The following is a 21,941-nucleotide window of genomic DNA, read 5'->3' on the forward strand; positions in this document are numbered from 1 at the left end:
CGGTGTGACCCGGAGGTTCTCCAATGTGAATTACTTCGAATACAACTCGACGATCAGCGCTTCGTTGATATCCGCAGGCAGGTCCGAACGATCCGGCACGGCCTTGAAGATGCCGGCGAACTTGCCGGAATCCACTTCAACCCACGACGGACGCAGGTCATGCGTGGCAGACACGGTCAGGGCTTCCTGGACGCGCAGCTGCTTGGCAGCCTTCTCGGACAGAGCGACGGCGTCGCCAGCCTTGACCTGGTACGAAGCCAGGTTGACCGACTTGCCGTTCACGGTGACACCGCGGTGCGAGACCAGCTGACGGGCAGCCGGACGGGTCACTGCGAAGCCCATGCGGTAAACGACGTTGTCAAGACGGGTTTCCAGCAACTGCAGCAGGTTCTCGCCGGTATTGCCCTTCTTGGTCGAGGCCTTCTTGTAGTAGTTGCGGAACTGACGCTCCAGCAGACCGTAGATACGCTTGACCTTCTGCTTTTCACGCAGCTGGGTAGCGTAGTCGGACAGCTTGCCCTTACGGGCAGTAGCGCCGTGCTGGCCGGGCTTCTGCTCCAGCTTGCACTTGGAGTCCAGCGCGCGCGCCGGGCTCTTGAGGGAAAGGTCGGCGCCTTCGCGGCGGGCGAGCTTACAGGTAGGACCGATATAACGAGCCATTTCTTATCGCTCCTTTAGACGCGACGCTTCTTCGGCGGACGGCACCCGTTGTGCGGGATTGGCGTCACGTCGATGATGTTGGTGATCTTGTAGCCCACGTTGTTCAGCGAGCGCACGGCCGACTCACGACCCGGACCCGGGCCCTTGATGCGGACTTCCAGGGACTTGACGCCGTAGTCGAGCGCGGCACGGCCGGCCTTCTCGGCAGCCACCTGGGCAGCGAACGGGGTGGACTTACGCGAACCGCGGAAGCCAGCGCCACCGGAGGTCGCCCACGACAGAGCATTGCCCTGACGGTCGGTGATGGTCACGATGGTGTTGTTGAAAGAAGCGTGGACGTGGGCGACGCCGTCAGTGACGACGCGCTTGATCTTCTTCTTGGTCTTAGCGACGGGCTTAGCCATTTCTTAGGTCCCTTACTTCCTGATCGCCTTGCGCGGGCCCTTGCGGGTGCGGGCGTTGGTACGGGTGCGCTGGCCACGAAGCGGCAGACCGCGACGGTGACGCAGACCGCGGTAGCAGCCCAGATCCATCAGGCGCTTGATCGCGATACCGATTTCACGGCGCAGATCGCCTTCCACGATGTACTTGCCGACTTCGAGACGCAGACGCTCGATTTCCGGCTCCGACAGATCGCGGATCTTGGTGGTCGAGGTCACGCCTGCGGCGTCGCAGACCTTCTTCGAACGGGTACGGCCGATGCCGTAAATGCTTTGCAACCCGACCCAGACGTGCTTCTGGGCTGGCAGGTTGACGCCTGCAATACGCGCCATGACGCGGTTCTCCAGCTGAGTGATGGCCGACAGCGCACCAACGGCGCGCCAATCCGGCAGGATGGATCAAAAAATGAACGTGCGATTCTATCAAGGTCTCGGTTTACTTTGAAGCCCGTGGAACCTGGCGGTTCCATGGACCCGGCGTGGGGAGTGTGCCCATGCTCCGGCGCCGGATGTCGTTGACTGCAGAGGTTGCCCTCGCCGTCGCCTGCGCTACTCCCGCGCAGGACCACCACATCACACCCCCACCCGAAACCGCTGCAGGGGCCGCCCTTCGATTTGGAAGGCCAGTCCGGGAACCGGAGGGCCTTCGCAACAAGAAGACTAGTGTAACAGGTCAATCAGCCGCGGGCAAAACCGCCGCGGTTGCCGCCCTTCAGGTTGGCCTTCTTCAACAGGCTCTCATACTGGTGCGACATCAGGTGCGCCTGGATCTGGGCAATGAAGTCCATCACCACCACCACCACGATCAGCAGCGAGGTGCCGCCGAAGTAGAACGAGGCGCCGAGCTGGGTGCGCAGGATTTCCGGCAGCAGGCAGACGATCACCAGGTACAGCGAACCGGCCGCGGTCAGGCGGGTCAGCACGGCATCCACGTAGTCGGCGGTGGCCTTGCCCGGACGGATGCCCGGAATCAGCGCGCCCGACTTCTTCAGGTTGTCGGCGGTTTCCTGCGAGTTGAACACCAACGCGGTGTAGAAGAACGCGAAACCACTGATCAGCGCGGCGAACACGATCATGTGCAGCGGCTCGCCCGGCCCGAGGGCATTGGCGACCTTCTGCAGCCACGTGGCCGAACTGGCCTGGCCGGACCACATGGCCAGCGTCGTCGGGAATGCCAGGATGCTCGAGGCGAAGATGGCCGGGATCACGCCCGCCATGTTCAGCTTCAGCGGCAGGAACGAGGTCTGGTTCATGTACGCGTTGCGGCCACCCTGGCGACGTGCGTAGTTCACCGTGATGCGGCGTTGGCCGCGCTCGACGAACACCACGAAGTAGGTGAAGGCCAGCACCACCAGCACGATCAGCAGCAGGGCGATGAAGCTCATGTTGCCGTCGCGGTAGGCTTCCACGGTGTGGATGACCGCGCCCGGCAGGCCGGCGACGATGCCGGCGAAGATGATCAGCGACACACCGTTGCCGATGCCGCGCTCGGTCACCTGCTCACCGACCCACATCAGGAAGATGGTACCGGCGGTCAGCGCGACGATGGCGGTGAGCACGAAGCCCATGCCCGGTGCGTAGACGACCGGGGCACCGCCCGGGGACACCTGGTTCTGCAGCGCCAGCGCGATGCTGCCGCCCTGCACCACCGCCAGGAACACGGCGCCGATGCGGGAATATTGGGTGATCTTGCGACGACCCGACTCACCTTCCTTCTGCATCGACTTCAATGCCGGGAAGATGTGGACCGCCAGCTGCATCACGATGGATGCCGAGATGTACGGCATCACGTTCAGCGCGAAAATGCTGAAACGGTGCAGGGCGCCGCCCGAGAACATGTTGAACATGTCCACGATGCCGCCGCCCTGCGCCTGCATGAGCGCAAGCATGGCATCGGGATTGACGCCAGGCACCGGCACATAACAGCCGATGCGGTAGACGATCAATGCCCCGATGACGAACAGCAGTCGCTGGCGGAGTTCCGTGAACTTGCCGAGCCCGCCGCCGAGGTTACCAATGCCAGCTTGCGCCATGTCTTACTCCTGTACGCTGCCGCCGGCAGCTTCGATCGCGGCCTTGGCACTGGCCGTTGCAGCGACGCCCTTCAGGGTGAAGGCCTTGGTCAGGTCACCCTTCATGACGATCTTGGCACGCTTAGCGGTGCTCGGGACCAGCTTGGCAGCGCGCAGCGCGGCAAAGTCGATCTCGCCAGCTTCCAGACGCTCAAGCTGGTAGGACAGCACTTCAGCAGTGTCCTTGGCGATCTTGGAACGGAAACCGACCTTCGGCAGACGACGCTGCATGGGGGTCTGGCCGCCTTCGAAGCCCGCCTTGATCTTGCCGCCACCCTTACGGGCGAACGAACCCTTGTGGCCGCGGCCGCAGGTCTTGCCCAGGCCGGAGCCGATACCACGGCCCACGCGGGTGCGCTCTTTGCGCGCGCCCGGCGCCGGGCTCAGTTCATTGAGATGCATGGTCATTGGATTATTCCTCAACCTTGACGAGGTAGTGGACCTTGTTGATCAGACCGCGAACCTGCGGGCTGTCCTTCAGTTCACGTACGCTATTGAGCTTGCCGAGGCCAAGCGCCTTCACCGACAGGCGGTGACGTGCCTGGGCGCCGCGCAGGCCGCCAACCAGACGGACCTTGATGGTCTTGGTGGTGTCATTAGCCATGGTTGAGATCCTCCACCTTCTTGCCGCGCTTGGCCGCGATGCGGGCCGGCGACTGCATTTCGCTCAGACCCTTCAGCGTGGCGCGAACCAGGTTGATCGGGTTGCGCGAGCCGACGGCCTTGGCCAGCACGTTCTTGACGCCAACGGCTTCCAGGACGGCGCGCATGGCACCACCGGCGATCACACCGGTACCTTCGGAGGCCGGCATCATGAACACGCGGGCTGCGCCGTGGCCGGACTTCACCGGGTGCCACAACGTGCCGTTGTTCAGATCGACGTTGGCCAGGTTCTTGCGAGCCTGCTCCATCGACTTCTGGATGGCGACCGGCACTTCGCGCGCCTTGCCGTAACCGAAACCGACCTTGCCTGCGCCGTCACCGACCACGGTCAGTGCGGTGAAGGTGAACTGGCGACCGCCCTTGACGGTCTTGCTGACGCGGTTGACCGCGACCAGCTTCTCGATCATGCCGTCGTCGACTTTCTCTTCGCGGCGATCGCGATCGCGACCCCGCTGCTGACGTTCTTCTGCCATGTTGATTCCTTGATTGATTGAGTATGTACGGCTCAGGGCCGCTTATAGCTGTGAGATGGAGCGGTGATTCGAGAGCCCCTGCAGAAGAAGGACGTCGCCCGGCGCAACCCGCGCCGGCAGGCAGGCGGAAGCGGGGACCAGCCCCGCTTCCTTATCCCTTAGAACTGCAGGCCGCCTTCGCGGGCTGCATCAGCCAGTGCCTTGATGCGACCGTGGTAGCGGTAGCCCGAGCGGTCGAAAGCGACCTTCTCGATGCCCGCAGCCTTGGCGCGCTCGGCGACCAGCTTGCCGACCTTGGTGGCGGCGTCGCTGTTCTTGCCGTTCTTCAGGCCTTCCTTGACGTCGGCCTGGGTGGTGTTGGCCGAAGCCAGCACCTTGGAGCCATCGGCGGTGAAGACCTGGGCGTACAGGTGCTGGCCGGTGCGCAGCACCGACAGGCGCGGCACGCCGAGCACACGGATGTGTGCACGGGTCGACTTGGCACGACGCAGACGAGCGATGTTCTTGTTCATGATCTTTTTCCTTGGAAAGCTGAGGACCTGAATTAGGCCTTCTTGGCTTCCTTACGAATGATGACTTCGCCGGCGTACTTCACACCCTTGCCCTTGTAGGGCTCCGGCGGACGGAAGCCACGGATCTTGGCGGCAACTTCGCCAACGCGCTGCTTGTCGGTGCCCTGGACCAGCACTTCGGTCTGGGTCGGGGTCGAGATGGTGATGCCTTCCGGCGCCACGAACAGGACCGGATGCGAGAACCCGAGCGACAGGTTCAGATCCTTGCCCTGCATGGCGGCACGGTAACCGACGCCGACCAGCTCAAGCTTGCGCTCGAAGCCTTCGGTGACGCCCTTGACCATGTTGGCCAGGATGGCGCGCACGGTGCCGGTGAGGGCGACCAGCGAGGCATCGTTGGCGGCCAGGGTGGCAACGCCGTTGTCGACAGTGATTTCAACGCCGGCAACCTTGACAAGCGACAGGGTGCCCTTCGGGCCCTTCACGCTGACGGATTCCGGCTGGATGTTCAGTTCAACGCCCTTGGGCAGGTTGACTGGCTTCTTGGCTACGCGGGACATAGTTGGTTCCTTCTCGCCTTAGGCCACGAAGCACAGGACTTCGCCGCCGACGCCCAACTGGCGCGCCTGCGCATCAGTCATGATGCCCTTGGAGGTGGAGATGATGGAGATACCCAGGCCGTTGAGGACCTTCGGCAGCTCGGACTTGCCACGGTACTGGCGCAGACCCGAACGCGAGAAGCGCTTCAGGGTCTCGATGACCGGCTTGCCCTCGAAATACTTCAGGACGATTTCAAGCTCGGCCTTGTTGTTCTCGATCTTGGTCACGCGCAGATCGGTGATGTAGCCTTCGGCCTTCAACACCTCTGCGATTGCCACCTTGATCTTGGACGACGGTGCTTTCACCGTCTGCTTGCCAACCGCGGCCGCATTCTTGATGCGTACCAGCAGGTCGGCGATGGGATCAGTCATGCTCATAGTCGATACCTTTGAGTGCACCGATATCCGCTTTCGCGAAAATCTTGTGTCTACCTGGAATGGGCCAGGGCCCGTCTTCACACACTGCTCACGCCTTGCGGGCGAGCAAGACGCGGAAGTATACGGCAAAAAGAGCCCGACTTGCGTCGGGCTCCCTTAATCCGGGATCAGGGCCGGCAAACCGGCCCCTCTCCCCTGCCCTGCACCGTGGAGGCGCCGGGCAGTTGAAGGGACGAATCCCTTACCAGCTGGCCTTGCGCAGGCCCGGCACGTCACCACGCATGGTGGCTTCGCGCAGCTTGTTGCGGCCCAGGCCGAACTTGCTGTACACGCCACGCGGGCGGCCCGAGAGCTCGCAACGGTTGCGGTGACGGCTCGGCGACGAATCGCGCGGCAGCTTCTGCAGCTTGATGACGGCCTCGGCCTTTTCGTCGTACGACGCGGTCGCGCTGGAGATGATCTTCTTCAGCTCTTCACGCTTGCCGGCGTACTTGACGGCCAGCTTCGCACGCTTGAGGTCGCGGTTGACCATGGAGGTCTTTGCCATTTCGGATTCCTCGACGTATCAGTTACGGAACGGGAACTTGAACGCTGCGAGCAGCGCCTTCGCTTCCGCATCGGTCTTGGCGGTGGTGGTGATGGCGATATCCATGCCGCGGATCGCGTCGACAGCGTCGAAGTCGATTTCCGGGAAGATGATCTGTTCCTTCACACCCATGTTGAAGTTGCCACGACCGTCGAAGGAACGACCCGAGACACCACGGAAGTCGCGCACGCGCGGCAACGAGATGTTGATCAGACGGTCCATGAACTCGTACATCTTTTCACGACGCAGCGTGGTCTTGCAGCCGATCGGCCAACCATCGCGGATCTTGAACGATGCCACCGAGACGCGGGACTTGGTCACGATCGGCTTCTGACCGGAGACCTTGGCCATGTCGGCGACGGCATTTTCCAGGATCTTCTTGTTCGTGGCTGCTTCGCCGACACCCATGTTCAGGGTGACCTTGACCAGCTTCGGAACCTGCATCGGATTGGTGTAGCCGAACTGCTTCATCAGCGCCGGCACCACTTCTTCCTTGTAAAACTTTTCGAGACGGGTATTCATCAGCGCATCCTCAGGCGTCGAGCGCCTCACCGCTGGAGCGGAACACACGCAGTTTGCGTCCATCCTCCAGCACCTTGAAACCAACGCGTTCGCCCTTGCCCGAAGCCGGGTTCAGCACATTCACGTTGGAGATATGGATCGACGCTTCACGCTCGACCACGCCGCCGGCAACGCCTGCCTGCGGGTTCGGCTTGGTGTGGCGCTTGACGATGTTCACGTTGGCGACGATCACACGATCGCCGTCGACGCGGACGACTTCGCCCTGCTTGCCCTTGTCCTTGCCGGTGTTGACGACGACCTGGTCGCCCTTCTTGATACGGTTAGCCATGATTATCTCCTGTCGCTCACAGCACTTCGGGAGCGAGCGAGACGATCTTCATGAACTTCTCGGTACGAAGTTCACGCGTCACCGGTCCGAAGATGCGGGTGCCGATCGGCTCTTGCTTGTTGTTGAGCAGGACCGCAGCGTTGGCGTCGAAACGGATCAGCGAACCGTCGGCGCGACGCACACCCTTGCGGGTACGCACCACGACGGCGTCGAACACTTCACCCTTCTTGACCTTGCCGCGCGGGATCGCATCCTTCACGGTGACCTTGATGATGTCACCGATGTGGGCGTAGCGACGCTTGGAGCCGCCCAGCACCTTGATGCACATCACTTCCTTGGCACCGGAATTGTCCGCGACCTCGAGGTAGCTCTGCATCTGGATCATGATTCAGATCTCCTTATTGAGCCGCACGCGTGATGACTTCCACCACGCGCCAGTTCTTGGTCTTGGACATCGGAGCAATCTCGGTCACGCGGACGACATCGCCTTCGTTGCAGGCGTTGTCGGCGTCGTGTGCATGGAGCTTGGTCGAACGCTTGATGTACTTGCCGTACAGGGCGTGCTTGACCAGGCGTTCCACCAGCACGGTGACCGTCTTGTCCATCTTGTTGCTGACGACACGGCCTTCGACCGTACGCAGCGTTTTGTTTTCAGTATTTTCGCTCATCGCGGCCATCCTTACTTGGTGCTGCCGAGCAGGGTCTTGACGCGAGCAATCTCGCGGCGAACCCGGCGGGTTTCGTGGGTCTTCGGCAGCTGGCCAGTGACCTGCTGCATACGGAGCGAGAACTGCTCCTTACGCAGGTCGATCAGGTGGCTCTTCAGGTCGTCAGCCGACTTTTCGCGAAGTTGTTTGATATCCATCAGAGCACCGTCCGGGTCACGAAAGTGGTGGTCACGGAGAGCTTGGCGGCAGCCAGGCGGAACGCCTCACGTGCCACGTCTTCCGCGACGCCTTCGATTTCATAGATCATGCGGCCGGGCTGGATCTGGGCTACCCAGTACTCCACGTTGCCCTTACCAGAACCCATTCGGACTTCGATGGGCTTCTTGGTGATCGGCTTGTCGGGGAACACTCGGATCCACATCTTGCCGCCGCGCTTGACGTAGCGGCTGATCGAGCGGCGGGCCGCTTCGATCTGACGCGCGGTCAGCTGACCATGAGCGGTTGCCTTCAGGCCGTATTCGCCGAAGCTGACAGCGTTGCCGCTCCAGCTCAGACCATCGTTACGGCCCTTGTGTACCTTGCGGTATTTGGTTCGCTTGGGTTGCAACATTGTCGTTACCTCGCTTCACGAGCCGGGCGCGACGGACGGTCACCGCGGTCGCCGCGATCGTTACGATCGTTGCGCGGGGAGTCGTCCTGCTTTTCCTGGCCAACCTGGGAGAAATCGAAGACTTCGCCCTTGTAGATCCAGACCTTGATGCCGATGATGCCGTAGGTCGTCTTGGCTTCAGCGAAGCCATAGTCGATGTCGGCACGCAGCGTATGCAGCGGCACGCGGCCTTCGCGGTACCACTCCGAACGGGCGATTTCCGCGCCATTCAAGCGGCCACCGACGTTGACCTTGATGCCCAGGGCACCGAGGCGCATCGCATTGCCGACCGAACGCTTCATCGCGCGGCGGAACATGATGCGACGCTCCAGCTGCTGCGCGATCGACTCGGCAACCAGCTGTGCGTCCAGCTCGGGTTTACGCACTTCGGTGACGTTGATGTGCGCCGGGACGCCCATCATTTCGCTCACTTCCTTGCGCAGCTTCTCGATGTCCTCACCGCGCTTGCCGATCACCACGCCCGGACGGGCGGTGTGGATCGTCACGCGAGCGGTCTTTGCCGGACGCTCGATCAGGATCTTGCTGATGCCGGCCTGCGCAAGCTTCTTGCGCAGCATTTCCCGCACCTTCAGGTCGGCTGCCAGATAACCAGCGAACTCGGCCTTGTTGGCGTACCACTTGGAGTTCCAGTCCTTGGAAATGCCGAGGCGGATACCAATCGGATGAACTTTATGACCCATGGTGTTTTCCTTTCCGCTTACTTGCCGGCGCCCACAACCACAGTGATGTGGCTGGTGCGCTTGAGGATGCGGGTGCCGCGGCCTTTCGCCCGCGCCATGAAACGCTTCAGGGTCGGACCTTCATCTACCATGATGGTCTGTACCTTCAGCTCGTCGACGTCGGCGCCCTGGTTGTTCTCGGCGTTTGCAATAGCCGACTCCACCACCTTCTTGATCAGGTGGGCAGCCTTCTTGTCCGAGAACTTCAGCAGGTTGACCGCACGCTCGGCCGGCAGGCCACGCACCTGGTCAGCGACCAGGCGGGCTTTCTGCGCAGAGATGCGCGCGGAGCGCAGGATTGCTTTCGCTTCCATTGTCATCTCTCCTTACTTCCCCGACTTCTTGTCACCACCGTGACCCTTGAAGGTCCGGGTGATGGCAAATTCGCCGAGCTTGTGGCCGACCATGTTCTCGTTGACGAGCACCGGAACGTGGTTCTTACCGTTATGAACGGCGATGGTGACGCCTACCATTTCCGGCAGGATCATCGAACGGCGCGACCAGGTCTTGATCGGCTTCTTGCTACCCGCAGCGGCTTCCACCTTCTTGATGAGGTGGTGATCGACAAACGGGCCCTTCTTGAGTGAACGTGCCATGGTCGATTAGCCCCTACGATCGCGGACGATGAATTGCTGGGTGCGCTTGTTATGGCGCGTCTTGTAACCCTTGGTCGGGACACCCCACGGGGTGACCGGATGCGGGTTGCCCTGGCCGGCCTTCGCCTCACCACCACCGTGCGGATGGTCAACCGGGTTCATGGCAGCACCACGAACGGTCGGGCGGACACCGCGCCAGCGCTTGGCGCCAGCCTTGCCCAGCTTTTCCAGGTTGTGTTCGTCGTTGCCGACTTCACCGATGGTGGCGCGGCACTCGACCGGCACCTTACGCATTTCACCCGAGCGCAGGCGCAGGGTGGCGTAGATGCCTTCACGAGCGACGAGCTGCACGGCAGCGCCGGCGGCACGCGCGATCTGGGCACCCTTGCCCGGCTTCAGTTCGATGCCGTGGACAGTGGTACCGACCGGGATGTTGCGCAGCGGCAGGGTGTTACCGGTCTTGATCGGCGCATCCGAACCCGCGATCACCTGGTCACCGGCCTTCAGGCCCTTCGGTGCGATGATGTAGCGGCGTTCGCCGTCGACGTAGCACAGCAGGGCGATATGGGCGGTGCGGTTCGGATCGTATTCGATGCGTTCCACGCGCGCCGGAATGCCTTCCTTGTTGCGCTTGAAGTCGATGACACGGTAGTGCTGCTTGTGACCACCACCCACGTGACGGGTGGTGATGCGGCCGTGGTGGTTACGACCACCGGACTTGCTCTGCGGCTCCAGCAGCGCAGCATGCGGCGCGCCTTTGTGCAGATCGGGCGTGACCACGCGCACGGCCGAACGACGGCCGGGAGAAGTGGGTTTGAATTTCATCAATGGCATGGGATGGACCTCAGGCCTTGGCCGTTACATCGATGGACTGGCCATCGGCGAGACGCACGTACGCCTTGCGCCAATCGCCGCGGCGGCCGGTGCGGTTACGGAAGGACTTGTTCTTGCCCTTCACGTTCAGCACGTTGACCGACTCGACCTTGACGTCGAACAGCTGCTCAACCGCGGCCTTTACATCGGCCTTGGTGGCTTCGTTCGAAACTTCGAAGACATACTGGTTGGAATGTTCCTGCAGGCGCGCGGTCTTTTCGGAGACTCGCGGAGCGCGCAGCACGCTGAAGACTTTTTCGTTGCTGCTCATGCCAGCCACTCCTCGACCTTCTTGACCGCATCAGCGGTGATGACGACCGTGTCGGCACCGACCAGCGACACCGGGTCCAGGCCCTGCACGTCACGCACTTCCACGTAGGGAATGTTGCGGGCCGACAGGTACAGGTGCTCGGAAGCATCTTCGGTGACGATCAGCGGACGCTTGCCCACTTCCAGGCCGGCCAGCTTGGCGATCAACGACTTGGTGTTGGTCGCTTCGACATCGAAGGACTCCACGATCGTCAGACGGCCCTGGCGGTTCAGCTCGGACAGGATCGCGCACATGGCTGCACGGTACTGCTTGCGGTTGACCTTCTGCTCGAAGCTGCGCGGCTTGGCCGCGAAGGTGACACCACCGCCGACGAAGATCGGAGCCGTCAGTGCGCCATGACGCGCGCCGCCGCCCTTCTGCTTCTTCGACTTCTTGGTGGTACCAGCCACTTCAGAGCGAGTCTTCTGTGCCTTGGTGCCGGCGCGACCGGCGTTGCGGTAAGCAACGACGACCTGGTGAACCAGATCTTCGCTGAAATCGCGACCGAACACGGCATCGGAGACCGAGACCTTGTTGTTGCTACCCGTGATAACGAGTTCCATCGTCATCTCTCCTTATGCCTTGCTAGCCGGACGAACGATCACGTCACCACCCGCTGCGCCCGGAACGGCACCACGGATTGCGATCAGACCACGTTCGACATCGACCTTCACCACTTCAAGGTTCTGGGTGCTCTGCTGCACCGAACCCATGTGGCCGGACATCTTCTTACCCGGGAAAACACGACCCGGCGTCTGGCGCTGACCCAAGGAACCCGGCGCGCGATGCGACAGCGAGTTACCGTGGGTTGCATCGCCCATACGGAAGTTGTAGCGCTTGATGGTGCCCTGGAAGCCCTTACCCTTGGTGACACCCTGGACGTCGACCTTCTGGCCAACTTCAAAGATGTCCGCCTTGACTTCGCCGCCAACGGCGAAATCGCCGAGCTGCGCGTCTTCAACGCGGAATTCCCACAGGCCACGGCCCGCGTCGACCTTCGCCTTGGCGAAGTGACCGGCTTCCGGCTTGTTGACCAGGGCAGCGCGACGCGCGCCGACGGTCACCTGCACGGCGCTGTAGCCGTCAGCTTCGACGGTCTTGATCTGCGCGATGCGGTTCGGGGTAGCTTCAATCAGGGTTACCGGGATGGCCTGGCCATCTTCGGTGAACACGCGGCTCATGCCAGCCTTGCGGCCCACGAAGCCCAACGAATATTTCTTCGTCATGGTCGTAGTCCTCAGGTCAGCTTGATCTGAACGTCGACGCCGGCAGCCAGTTCGAGCTTCATCAGCGCGTCCACGGTCTTGTCGTTCGGGTCAACGATATCGAGCACGCGCTTATGCGTGCGGGTCTCGTACTGGTCACGCGCGTCTTTGTCGACGTGCGGCGAGACGAGAATGGTGTAACGCTCGATCTTGGTCGGCAGGGGGATCGGGCCACGCACTTGCGCGCCGGTCCGCTTTGCCGTTTCTACGATCTCGCTGGCCGAACGGTCGATCAAACGATGATCGAACGCCTTCAGCCGAATCCGGATCTTTTGGTCCGCCATGACGGTGGGTTCCTTCGTTAAAAGAGCGACGGACAAGGCCTCTGGGTTGCCTTGTCCCATGAATATCCTGAATGCAGACGCCGCACATTCCTGCGCGGCGACAAGATCTTTCCGTAGACCTCAAAAATCGAGGCAGACCGGTCTCCCGATCTGCCCAGACAAAAAGTATAGCGCGCATACAAGTTGGCAGTCAACAGGGGTGCTGTTGACAAAGCCTGAATGGCGCGACCCTTCCTGGTCTGGGGAACACGAGGAGCATCCTGCGCCTCTTTTCCCGTTTGGTTACACCCCGATGCCCTACCCAGGCAACATCGGGGCGCAGATTCTAGCAGATTACGCGATGATCTTCGAGACCACGCCGGCGCCGACGGTACGGCCGCCTTCGCGGATCGCGAAGCGCAGGCCTTCATCCATGGCGACCGGGTTGATCAGGGTGACAACCATCTTCACGTTGTCGCCCGGCATCACCATTTCCACACCTTCCGGCAGTTCGCAAGCGCCGGTGATGTCGGTGGTACGGAAGTAGAACTGCGGACGGTAGCCCTTGAAGAACGGGGTGTGACGGCCGCCTTCATCCTTGGACAGCACGTACACTTCGGCATCGAAGGTGGTGTGCGGCTTGATCGAACCCGGCTTGGCCAGGACCTGGCCACGCTCGACGTCGTCACGCTTGGTGCCGCGCAGCAGCAGACCGGCGTTGTCGCCTGCCTGACCCTGGTCGAGCAGCTTGCGGAACATTTCCACGCCGGTGACGGTGGTCTTCTGGACCGGACGGATACCGACGATTTCGATTTCTTCGCCGACCTTGATCACGCCGCGCTCGATACGACCGGTCACCACGGTGCCGCGACCCGAGATCGAGAACACGTCTTCCACCGGCATCAGGAACGGCTTGTCGATGTCGCGTTCCGGGGTCGGGATCCAGCTGTCGAGAGCCTCGACCAGCTTGATCACGGACGGCACGCCGATCTCGCTCTGGTCGCCTTCCAGCGCCAGGCGGGCCGAACCCGAGATGATCGGGGTGTCGTCGCCCGGGAAGTCGTACTTGCTCAGCAGCTCGCGGACTTCCATTTCGACCAGTTCCAGCAGCTCGGCGTCATCGACCATGTCTGCCTTGTTCAGGAAGACGACGATGTACGGCACGCCGACCTGACGCGAGAGCAGGATGTGCTCACGGGTCTGCGGCATCGGGCCGTCAGCAGCCGAACAGACCAGGATCGCGCCGTCCATCTGGGCAGCACCGGTGATCATGTTCTTGACGTAGTCAGCATGGCCCGGGCAATCGACGTGGGCGTAATGACGTTCGGTGGATTCGTATTCGACGTGTGCGGTCGAGATCGTGATGCCACGTGCCTTTTCTTCCGGCGCGGCGTCGATCGAGGAGTAATCCTTGAACTCGCCACCGAAGCGCTCGGCACCGATCTTGGTCAGTGCAGCGGTCAGCGTGGTCTTGCCGTGATCGACGTGACCGATGGTGCCGACGTTGACGTGCGGCTTGGTGCGCTCGAACTTACCCTTTGCCATTGTTGTATACCTTGGATATCAGAAAAGAATGAGGTGGAGTCCTGAGCTTATGCTCAGGACTTCTTGACCACGGATTCGGCGATGTTCGACGGAGCCGGCTCGTAATGGTCGAATTCCATCGTGAACGTTGCACGACCCTGGGTCTGCGAACGCAGCGAGGTCGCGTAGCCGAACATTTCACCCAGCGGAATCATCGCATTGATGATTTCAGCCGAACCGTCACCGGTCACGCTCGAACCCTGCAGCATGCCGCGACGACGGCTGACGTCGCCCATCACGTCACCCTGATAGTCGCTCGGGGTCACGATCTCGACCTTCATGATCGGCTCCAGCAGGACCGGCTTGGCCTTGGAGAAGCCCTGCTTGAAGGCCATCGAGGCGGCCAGCTTGAACGCCATTTCCGAGGAGTCGACGTCGTGGTACGAGCCGAACACCAGCTTGACCTTGACGTCCACGACCGGGAAGCCCGCCAGCGGACCGCTGGTGATGGTTTCGCGCAGGCCCTTTTCGATCGACGGAATGAATTCCTTCGGAATCACGCCACCGGTGATGTCGTTGATGAACAGGAAGTCGTCCTTGATCAGCGGCCCGATCTTCGGGTCGGCACGATCTTCGGCGGTGATCGGCGACAGCTCGATCACGACGTGACCGTACTGACCCTTACCACCGGACTGCTTGGCGTGCTTGTAGTCCGACTTGACGTCCGCGGCCTGGATGGTTTCGCGGTACGCAACCTGCGGCTTGCCGACGTTGGCTTCAACGTTGAACTCGCGCTTCATGCGATCCACGATGATGTCCAGGTGCAGCTCGCCCATGCCCGAGATGATGGTCTGGCCGGATTCTTCGTCGGTCTTGACGCGGAACGACGGATCTTCCTGGGCCAGACGGCCAAGGGCCAGACCCATCTTTTCCTGGTCGGACTTGGTCTTCGGTTCGACGGCCATCGAGATGACCGGCTCCGGGAACACCATGCGCTCCAGGATGATCGGGTGGTCCTGCGAGCACAGGGTGTCACCGGTGGTGGTGTCCTTCAGACCCACCGCCGCGGCGATGTCACCGGCCAGCACTTCCTTGATCTCTTCGCGATCGTTGGAATGCATCTGCAGGATGCGGCCGATGCGCTCCTTCTTGCCCTTCACCGAGTTCAGCAGCTGGTCGCCGGCATTCAGCGTGCCCGAGTAGACACGGAAGAAGGTCAGCGCGCCGACGAACGGGTCGGTGATGATCTTGAAGGCCAGCGCCGAGAACGGTGCCTTGTCATCGGACTTGCGGCTCAGGGCGATGGATTCATCGTCCACGTCGGTACCGGTCACGTCCGGGACGTCGATCGGCGACGGCAGCAGCTGCACCACGCCGTCCAGCATGGCCTGCACGCCCTTGTTCTTGAACGCCGAGCCGCAGTACATCGGCACGATGTCGGTGGCCAGGGTGCGCACGCGCAGGGCTTCGACGATTTCGGCCTCGGTCAGCTCTTCGCCGCCCAGGTACTTTTCCATCAGCTCTTCGCTGGCTTCAGCCGCGGCTTCGATCATGTAGGTGCGGGCCTCTTCGGCCTCCGCCTGCATGTCCGCCGGGATTTCCAGGTACTCGAACTTCATGCCCTGCGAGGCTTCATCCCAATGGATGGCCTTCATCTTGATCAGGTCGACCACGCCCTTGAAGTTGTCTTCGGCGCCGATCGGCAGCTGCATCGGCACCGCGACGGCACCCAGCTTGGCCTTCAGCTGGCCAACGACCTTGGTGAAGTTCGCGCCGGTGCGGTCCATCTTGTTGACGAACGCGATGCGCGGCACCTTGTAACGGTTGGCCTGGCGCCACACGGTTTCCGACTGCGGCTGCACGCCACCGACGGCGCACAGCACGAAGACGGCACCGTCGAGCACGCGCAGCGAGCGCTCCACTTCGATGGTGAAGTCGACGTGTCCGGGGGTGTCGATGATGTTGAAGCGGTGCTCCGGCAGGGACTTGTCCATGCCCTTCCAGAACGCGGTGGTGGCAGCGGACTGGATCGTGATGCCACGCTCCTGCTCCTGCTCCATCCAGTCCATGGTGGCAGCGCCGTCATGCACTTCACCGATCTTGTGGCTCTTGCCGGTGTAGAACAGGATGCGCTCGGACGTGGTGGTCTTGCCGGCATCGATGTGGGCCATGATGCCGAAATTGCGGTAACGCTCGATGGGAGTGGTGCGGGCCACGGGAGCCTCTCGATTTCTTGGAATTCGGATGGCCGAACGCCGCCTTTCGGCGGCCTTCGGATTGGCGCGACACCCCAGGTGCCGCGGGGCAGCACCTAGATGGTGCTGCCGTGCCTGTTTTGCAAGGCCGTCAAACTCACCAGCGGTAGTGGGCGAATGCCTTGTTGGCTTCGGCCATGCGGTGGGTTTCTTCGCGCTTCTTGATGGCGCCACCACGATTTTCCGAGGCGTCCAGCAGTTCGGCAGCCAGCTTCTTCGGCATGGTGTTCTCACCACGCTTGCGAGCCGAGTCGATCAGCCAACGCATGGCCAGGGCCATCTTGCGCGACGAACGCACTTCGACCGGCACCTGGTAGGTCGCACCACCGACACGGCGGGACTTGACTTCGACCGACGGAGCCACGTTTTCCAGAGCCTTCTGAACCAGCTCGACGGAATTCGGGTTCTTTTCGCCGATCACGTCCATGGCACCGTAGACGATCTTTTCAGCGACCGACTTCTTGCCGCTCAGCATCACCATATTGATGAAACGAGCGATGGTTTCACTTCCGTGCTTCGGATCCGGCAGGACAGAGCGCTGCGGCGTATTACCTTTACGAGACATGTGTACTTTCCCTTAGCTCTTCGGACGCTTGGCGCCGTACTTGGAACGGCCCTGGCGACGCTTGGCAACGCCGGAGGCGTCCAGCGAGCCACGCACGGTGTGGTAACGCACACCCGGCAGATCCTTGACGCGGCCGCCACGGATCAGGACCACGGAGTGTTCCTGCAGGTTGTGGCCTTCGCCGCCGATGTAGCTAATCACTTCTTCCTGGTTGGTCAGGCGAACCTTGGCAACCTTGCGAAGCGCCGAGTTCGGCTTCTTCGGAGTGGTGGTGTACACGCGCGTGCAGACGCCACGGCGCTGGGGGCACTTATCGAGCGCCGGAGAGGCACTCTTATAAGTGGTTGCCTGCCGCGGCTTGCGGACAAGCTGATTGATCGTCGCCATCAGTATGTTCTTCTGAGAGAGGCCAATGAAAAAACTGGCCATGAATGCGGAAATGTGCGAGCAGGCGAAAGACCGGCCTGCTGAGACAGACGATTGTAGCAACCCGGCGAAAACGCAGTCAAATGCGCACGCGCCAAGCCAGCCCTGATCCCGGGCCGTTACAGGGGAGCCTTTTCCATGCCCCCCGTTCAGGTTGTCAAGCCGGTCCGTTGAAAGACCGGCGGGCATCCTACCTCATCGGCAGGCATCCGGCCAGTGGCCGGTGCCGTCGATTTGCCGGGAAGGGGCCGACCGGAGTCGGCGCCCTGCCCTGCCGCGGTCCCGGCCGAAGCCGGGACTGCGTATTACTCGTCGCTGCCCGGAGCCTGTTCAGCTTCGGTCGGCTCGACCGCCACGGCGGCCACTGCGGCCACTTCAGCCACGGCCGGCGTGCTGCCGGACAGGGTCTGCATTTCCGAGTCGGTCAGCCCGGAGGCGTTGCGACGACGGTTGGCGTGGTACGCCAGGCCGGTACCGGCCGGGATCAGACGGCCGACGATGACGTTTTCCTTCAGGCCGCGCAGGTTGTCCGAGGTGCCGCGAACGGCCGCTTCGGTCAGCACGCGGGTGGTTTCCTGGAACGACGCCGCCGAGATGAACGACTCGGTCGCCAGCGAGGCCTTGGTGATACCCAGCAGGACCGGATCGAAACGGGCCGGCAGCTCGTTGCGGGTGGCCAGGCGGGCATTTTCCTCGATGACGCGCTGGCGCTCGGCCTGCTCGCCATTCAGGAACTTGCTGGTGCCCTGGTCGGTGATCTCGACCTTGCGCAGCATCTGGCGGGTGATCACCTCGATGTGCTTGTCGTTGATCTTCACGCCCTGCAGGCGGTACACGTCCTGGATTTCCTTGACCAGGTAGGCCGCCAGCGGTTCGACACCCAGCAGACGCAGAATGTCCTGCGGGCTCGGCTCGCCGTCCACGATGGTTTCGCCCTTGGTCACGTGCTCGCCTTCGAAGACGATCACCTGACGGTACTTCGGGATCAGCTCTTCGTGTTCCGAACCATCGGTGTCCTTGATGATCAGGCGCTGCTTGCCCTTGGTGTCCTTGCCGAAGCTGATGATGCCCGAACGCTCGGCCAGGATCGCCGGATCCTTCGGCTTGCGTGCTTCGAACAGATCGGCGACGCGTGGCAGACCACCGGTGATGTCGCGGGTCTTGGACGCTTCCTGCGGGATCTTGGCGACCACGTCACCCACGCCGACGGCGGCGCCGTCCTGCAGGTTGACGATCGAGCGCGGCGGCAGCAGGTACTGCGCCGGCAGATCCGTGTTCGGGATGGTCAGATCGTTGCCGTTCTTGTCCACGATGCGCACGATCGGGCGCAGGTCCTTCGCCTGCGAACCACGACGCTTCGGATCGGTGATTTCACGCGATGCCAGGCCGGTCAGTTCGTCGGTCTTCTCGATGACGGTGACGCCGTCGATGAAGTCGATGAAGCGGATGAAACCCGCCACTTCCGACACGATCGGGTGGTTATGCGGGTCCCAGTTGGCCACGGTCTGGCCAGCCTTGACCGCATCGCCGTCCTTGGACGTGATGGTCGCGCCGTACGGCAGCTTGTAACGCTCACGCTCACGGCCGTGGGCATCGAGCACCGACATTTCGCCCGAACGCGAGACCGCCACCAGCGAACCGCTGGCGTGCTCGACCGACTTCAGGTTGTTGAACTTCACCGAACCGGTGGTCTTGACGGTGATGTTGTCGACCGCAGCAGCTCGCGACGCCGCACCACCGATGTGGAACGTACGCATGGTCAGCTGGGTACCCGGCTCACCGATCGACTGCGCGGCGATGACGCCGACCGCTTCGCCGATGTTGACGATGTGGCCACGGGCCAGATCGCGACCGTAGCAGTGTGCGCAGACGCCGAACGGCGAGGCGCAGCTGATGGTCGAACGGACCTTGACCGACTGCACCGACGCGTCTTCCAGCTTGGCCACCCAGGCTTCGTCGAGCAGGGTGTTGCGGGTCACGATCGGATCTTCGTCGTTGCCCGGCAGGAACACGTCCTCGGCCACGACACGACCCAGCACGCGGTCCTTCAACGGCTCCACGACGTCGCCGCCTTCCACGATCGGGGTCATGGTCAGGCCTTCGGTGGTACCGCAATCCACTTCGGTGATGACCACGTCCTGCGCCACGTCGACCAGACGACGGGTCAGGTAACCCGAGTTCGCCGTCTTCAGCGCGGTATCGGCCAGACCCTTACGGGCACCGTGGGTGGAGTTGAAGTACTCCTGCACGTTCAGGCCTTCACGGAAGTTCGCCTTGATGGGCGTTTCGATGATCGAGCCATCCGGACGCGCCATCAGGCCGCGCATACCAGCCAGCTGACGGATCTGCGCCTGCGAACCACGCGCACCGGAGTCGGCCATGATGTACAGCGAGTTCATCGACTTCTGGTCGATGGTCTCGCCTTCGGCATTGACCACCTTCTCGGTACCGATGGTGTCCATCATCGCCTTGGCGATGCGCTCATTGGTGCGCGACCAGATGTCGACCACCTTGTTGTAGCGCTCGCCGGCGGTGACCAGGCCCGACTGGTACTGCTCCTGGATTTCCAGCACTTCGGCTTCCGCCTCGGTGAGGATGCCCTTCTTCTCGTCCGGGATCAGCATGTCGTCGATGCCGATCGACACGCCGGCGCGGGTGGCGTAGGCGAAGCCGGTGTACATCAGCTTGTCGGCGAACACGACCGTGTCCTTCAAGCCCAGCTGACGGTAGCTGGAGTTGATCAGGCGGCTGATGTTCTTCTTGGTCAGCTCGGTGTTGGCCAGCGCGAACGGCAGGCCTTCCGGCAGGATTTCAGCCAGCAGGGCGCGACCGATCGTGGTGTCCACGATCGAGGTCTTGTTCTGCTTGTTGCCTTCCTCGTCGGTCACCACTTCGGTGATGCGGACCTTGACGCGTGCGTGCAGTTCCACCACGCGGTTGTCGTAGGCGCGCTTCACTTCGGCGATGTTGGCGAAGGCCATGCCCTCGCCCTTCTTGTTCACCAGCGAGCGGGTCATGTAGTACAGACCCAGCACGACGTCCTGCGACGGCACGATGATCGGCTCGCCGTTGGCCGGCGACAGGATGTTGTTGGTGGACATCATCAGCGCACGCGCTTCCAGCTGGGCTTCCAGCGAGAGCGGCACGTGGACGGCCATCTGGTCACCGTCGAAGTCGGCGTTGAACGCGGTGCAGACCAGCGGGTGCAACTGGATGGCCTTGCCTTCGATCAGGACCGGCTCGAACGCCTGGATGCCCAGACGGTGCAGGGTCGGCGCACGGTTCAGCATCACCGGATGTTCGCGGATGACCTCTTCCAGGATGTCCCAGACTTCGGCTTCTTCGCGCTCGACCAGCTTCTTGGCGGCCTTGATGGTGGTGGCCAGGCCACGACGCTGCAGCTTGGCGAAGACGAACGGCTTGAACAGCTCAAGCGCCATCTTCTTCGGCAGGCCGCACTGGTGCAGGCGCAGGTACGGACCGACCACGATGACCGAACGGCCCGAGTAGTCGACGCGCTTGCCCAGCAGGTTCTGGCGGAAGCGACCCTGCTTGCCCTTGATCATGTCGGCCAGCGACTTCAGCGGGCGCTTGTTGGTGCCGGTGATGGCACGGCCGCGACGGCCGTTGTCCAGCAGCGCATCGACCGATTCCTGCAGCATGCGCTTTTCATTGCGCACGATGATGTCCGGCGCGTTCAGCTCGAGCAGGCGGCGCAGGCGGTTGTTGCGGTTGATGACGCGGCGGTACAGGTCGTTCAGATCGGAGGTCGCGAAGCGGCCACCGTCCAGCGGCACCAGCGGACGCAGGTCCGGCGGCAGCACCGGCAGCACGGTCATGACCATCCACTCCGGGCGGTTGCCCGACTCGAGGAAGGCCTCGACCAGCTTGATGCGCTTGGTCAGTCGCTTGAGCTTGGTTTCCGAACCGGTGCTGGCGATTTCTTCGCGCAGGCGGGTCATTTCCGACTGCAGGTCGATCGTGCGCAGCAGCTCGTACACGGCCTCGGCGCCCATGGCGGCATCGAAGTCGTCGCCGTGTTCCTGGCGGGCCTGCAGGTACTGTTCTTCGGTCAGCAGCTGGCGGCGCTCCAGGGCGGTCAGGCCCGGCTCGGTCACCACGTACGCTTCGAAGTACAGCACGCGCTCGATGTCACGCAGGGTCATGTCCAGCATCAGGCCGATGCGCGACGGCAGCGACTTGAGGAACCAGATGTGCGCGACCGGCGAGGCCAGGTCGATGTGACCCATGCGCTCGCGGCGCACCTTGGCCAGGGTGACTTCGGTGCCGCACTTTTCGCAGACCACGCCGCGGTGCTTCATGCGCTTGTACTTGCCGCACAGGCACTCGTAGTCCTTGACCGGTCCGAAGATGGCGGCGCAGAACAGGCCGTCACGTTCCGGCTTGAACGTACGGTAGTTGATGGTTTCCGGCTTCTTCACTTCGCCGAAGGACCACGAACGGATCAGGTCCGGCGAAGCCAGCGCGATCTTGATCGCGTCGAAGTCCAGCGTCTGGCGCTGCTGGTTGAAGAGGTTGAGCAAGTCTTTCATGGTGTTTCTCCGAAAGGAGGA

General features: G+C 62.3%; 30 protein-coding genes. All 30 read right to left on the reverse strand.

Annotated features, from left to right (window positions below):
• Positions 1-30 precede the first annotated feature (30 nt).
• The 30 genes from rpsD to rpoC all read right to left on the reverse strand — a co-directional run bounded on the left by rpsD (position 31) and on the right by rpoC (position 21,920).
• Entirely contained in the window at positions 31-660 is a 630-nt protein-coding gene (rpsD, locus tag ABE424_RS01375; RefSeq protein WP_019186164.1) for a 30S ribosomal protein S4, read from the reverse strand.
• Positions 661-674: 14 nt separating this feature from the next.
• Positions 675-1,064, reverse strand: a complete 390-nt coding sequence (gene rpsK, locus ABE424_RS01380; RefSeq protein WP_017355427.1) for a 30S ribosomal protein S11 — start codon at positions 1,062-1,064, stop codon at positions 675-677.
• A 12-nt stretch (positions 1,065-1,076) separates the two neighbouring features.
• Positions 1,077-1,433, reverse strand: coding sequence for a 30S ribosomal protein S13 (gene rpsM / locus ABE424_RS01385; protein WP_019186163.1), 357 nt, complete (start codon positions 1,431-1,433; stop codon positions 1,077-1,079).
• 344 nt (positions 1,434-1,777) lie between these two features.
• Positions 1,778-3,133 (reverse strand): preprotein translocase subunit SecY, encoded by a 1,356-nt coding sequence (secY, locus tag ABE424_RS01390; protein WP_176990879.1) that lies wholly within the window; start codon positions 3,131-3,133, stop codon positions 1,778-1,780.
• Between the two features lie 3 nt (positions 3,134-3,136).
• Complete coding sequence (gene rplO, locus ABE424_RS01395; protein WP_019186161.1) at positions 3,137-3,580, reverse strand: 50S ribosomal protein L15; 444 nt, start codon at positions 3,578-3,580, stop codon at positions 3,137-3,139.
• A 4-nt stretch (positions 3,581-3,584) separates the two neighbouring features.
• On the reverse strand, positions 3,585-3,776 hold the full coding sequence (rpmD, locus tag ABE424_RS01400) for a 50S ribosomal protein L30 (RefSeq protein WP_121042886.1): 192 nt from the start codon (positions 3,774-3,776) through the stop codon (positions 3,585-3,587).
• Positions 3,769-4,308, reverse strand: a complete 540-nt coding sequence (gene rpsE / locus ABE424_RS01405; protein WP_121042884.1) for a 30S ribosomal protein S5 — start codon at positions 4,306-4,308, stop codon at positions 3,769-3,771. The genes rpmD and rpsE overlap by 8 nt, the downstream gene beginning before the upstream one ends.
• 158 nt (positions 4,309-4,466) lie before the next feature.
• Positions 4,467-4,820 (reverse strand): 50S ribosomal protein L18, encoded by a 354-nt coding sequence (rplR, locus tag ABE424_RS01410; protein WP_121042882.1) that lies wholly within the window; start codon positions 4,818-4,820, stop codon positions 4,467-4,469.
• A 32-nt stretch (positions 4,821-4,852) separates the two neighbouring features.
• Positions 4,853-5,380 (reverse strand): 50S ribosomal protein L6, encoded by a 528-nt coding sequence (gene rplF / locus ABE424_RS01415; RefSeq protein ID WP_176990877.1) that lies wholly within the window; start codon positions 5,378-5,380, stop codon positions 4,853-4,855.
• Between the two features lie 18 nt (positions 5,381-5,398).
• Positions 5,399-5,797: a 30S ribosomal protein S8 gene (gene rpsH, locus ABE424_RS01420; protein ID WP_019186156.1), complete on the reverse strand. Its 399-nt coding sequence runs from the start codon at positions 5,795-5,797 to the stop codon at positions 5,399-5,401.
• 241 nt (positions 5,798-6,038) lie between these two features.
• Positions 6,039-6,344, reverse strand: coding sequence for a 30S ribosomal protein S14 (gene rpsN / locus ABE424_RS01425; protein ID WP_121042878.1), 306 nt, complete (start codon positions 6,342-6,344; stop codon positions 6,039-6,041).
• An 18-nt stretch (positions 6,345-6,362) separates the two neighbouring features.
• Entirely contained in the window at positions 6,363-6,905 is a 543-nt protein-coding gene (gene rplE / locus ABE424_RS01430) for a 50S ribosomal protein L5 (RefSeq protein WP_176990876.1), read from the reverse strand.
• 10 nt (positions 6,906-6,915) lie between these two features.
• Positions 6,916-7,233: a 50S ribosomal protein L24 gene (rplX, locus tag ABE424_RS01435; RefSeq protein WP_017355416.1), complete on the reverse strand. Its 318-nt coding sequence runs from the start codon at positions 7,231-7,233 to the stop codon at positions 6,916-6,918.
• A gap of 16 nt (positions 7,234-7,249) precedes the next feature.
• Positions 7,250-7,618 (reverse strand): 50S ribosomal protein L14, encoded by a 369-nt coding sequence (gene rplN / locus ABE424_RS01440; RefSeq protein ID WP_038690286.1) that lies wholly within the window; start codon positions 7,616-7,618, stop codon positions 7,250-7,252.
• A 13-nt stretch (positions 7,619-7,631) separates the two neighbouring features.
• Positions 7,632-7,901: a 30S ribosomal protein S17 gene (gene rpsQ, locus ABE424_RS01445; protein WP_346479645.1), complete on the reverse strand. Its 270-nt coding sequence runs from the start codon at positions 7,899-7,901 to the stop codon at positions 7,632-7,634.
• 11 nt (positions 7,902-7,912) lie between these two features.
• Positions 7,913-8,098, reverse strand: a complete 186-nt coding sequence (gene rpmC / locus ABE424_RS01450) for a 50S ribosomal protein L29 (RefSeq protein WP_019186151.1) — start codon at positions 8,096-8,098, stop codon at positions 7,913-7,915.
• Entirely contained in the window at positions 8,098-8,511 is a 414-nt protein-coding gene (rplP, locus tag ABE424_RS01455; RefSeq protein WP_019186150.1) for a 50S ribosomal protein L16, read from the reverse strand. Before rplP ends, rpmC begins: the two co-directional genes overlap by 1 nt.
• A 5-nt stretch (positions 8,512-8,516) precedes the next feature.
• On the reverse strand, positions 8,517-9,251 hold the full coding sequence (rpsC, locus tag ABE424_RS01460) for a 30S ribosomal protein S3 (RefSeq protein ID WP_121042874.1): 735 nt from the start codon (positions 9,249-9,251) through the stop codon (positions 8,517-8,519).
• Between the two features lie 17 nt (positions 9,252-9,268).
• Complete coding sequence (gene rplV / locus ABE424_RS01465; RefSeq protein WP_017355410.1) at positions 9,269-9,604, reverse strand: 50S ribosomal protein L22; 336 nt, start codon at positions 9,602-9,604, stop codon at positions 9,269-9,271.
• A 12-nt stretch (positions 9,605-9,616) separates the two neighbouring features.
• Positions 9,617-9,886, reverse strand: a complete 270-nt coding sequence (rpsS, locus tag ABE424_RS01470) for a 30S ribosomal protein S19 (protein WP_019186148.1) — start codon at positions 9,884-9,886, stop codon at positions 9,617-9,619.
• Positions 9,887-9,892: 6 nt separating this feature from the next.
• Positions 9,893-10,720: a 50S ribosomal protein L2 gene (gene rplB / locus ABE424_RS01475; RefSeq protein ID WP_017355408.1), complete on the reverse strand. Its 828-nt coding sequence runs from the start codon at positions 10,718-10,720 to the stop codon at positions 9,893-9,895.
• Positions 10,721-10,730: 10 nt separating this feature from the next.
• The gene (gene rplW / locus ABE424_RS01480) at positions 10,731-11,030 is read right to left on the reverse strand and encodes a 50S ribosomal protein L23 (RefSeq protein ID WP_019186147.1); all 300 of its coding nucleotides are present in this window, start codon (positions 11,028-11,030) and stop codon (positions 10,731-10,733) included.
• The gene (gene rplD, locus ABE424_RS01485; RefSeq protein ID WP_128095571.1) at positions 11,027-11,632 is read right to left on the reverse strand and encodes a 50S ribosomal protein L4; all 606 of its coding nucleotides are present in this window, start codon (positions 11,630-11,632) and stop codon (positions 11,027-11,029) included. The genes rplW and rplD overlap by 4 nt, the downstream gene beginning before the upstream one ends.
• Before the next feature lie 12 nt (positions 11,633-11,644).
• Entirely contained in the window at positions 11,645-12,295 is a 651-nt protein-coding gene (gene rplC / locus ABE424_RS01490) for a 50S ribosomal protein L3 (protein ID WP_019186145.1), read from the reverse strand.
• Between the two features lie 11 nt (positions 12,296-12,306).
• Entirely contained in the window at positions 12,307-12,618 is a 312-nt protein-coding gene (rpsJ, locus tag ABE424_RS01495) for a 30S ribosomal protein S10 (protein ID WP_010341589.1), read from the reverse strand.
• A 333-nt stretch (positions 12,619-12,951) separates the two neighbouring features.
• Positions 12,952-14,142 carry an elongation factor Tu gene (gene tuf / locus ABE424_RS01500; RefSeq protein ID WP_176990870.1) on the reverse strand — a complete coding sequence of 397 codons (1,191 nt, stop codon included), beginning with the start codon at positions 14,140-14,142 and terminating at the stop codon, positions 12,952-12,954.
• Positions 14,143-14,195: 53 nt separating this feature from the next.
• The gene (gene fusA / locus ABE424_RS01505) at positions 14,196-16,337 is read right to left on the reverse strand and encodes an elongation factor G (protein ID WP_346479644.1); all 2,142 of its coding nucleotides are present in this window, start codon (positions 16,335-16,337) and stop codon (positions 14,196-14,198) included.
• Positions 16,338-16,473: 136 nt separating this feature from the next.
• Positions 16,474-16,941, reverse strand: coding sequence for a 30S ribosomal protein S7 (gene rpsG, locus ABE424_RS01510; protein WP_019186122.1), 468 nt, complete (start codon positions 16,939-16,941; stop codon positions 16,474-16,476).
• Between the two features lie 12 nt (positions 16,942-16,953).
• Positions 16,954-17,328 carry a 30S ribosomal protein S12 gene (gene rpsL, locus ABE424_RS01515; protein ID WP_017356008.1) on the reverse strand — a complete coding sequence of 125 codons (375 nt, stop codon included), beginning with the start codon at positions 17,326-17,328 and terminating at the stop codon, positions 16,954-16,956.
• Positions 17,329-17,672: 344 nt separating this feature from the next.
• Complete coding sequence (gene rpoC / locus ABE424_RS01520; RefSeq protein WP_176990872.1) at positions 17,673-21,920, reverse strand: DNA-directed RNA polymerase subunit beta'; 4,248 nt, start codon at positions 21,918-21,920, stop codon at positions 17,673-17,675.
• Positions 21,921-21,941: the final 21 nt, after the last annotated feature.

This window comes from Stenotrophomonas sp. TWI1149 (genome assembly GCF_039673155.1).
Taxonomy (GTDB): domain Bacteria; phylum Pseudomonadota; class Gammaproteobacteria; order Xanthomonadales; family Xanthomonadaceae; genus Stenotrophomonas; species Stenotrophomonas maltophilia_AA.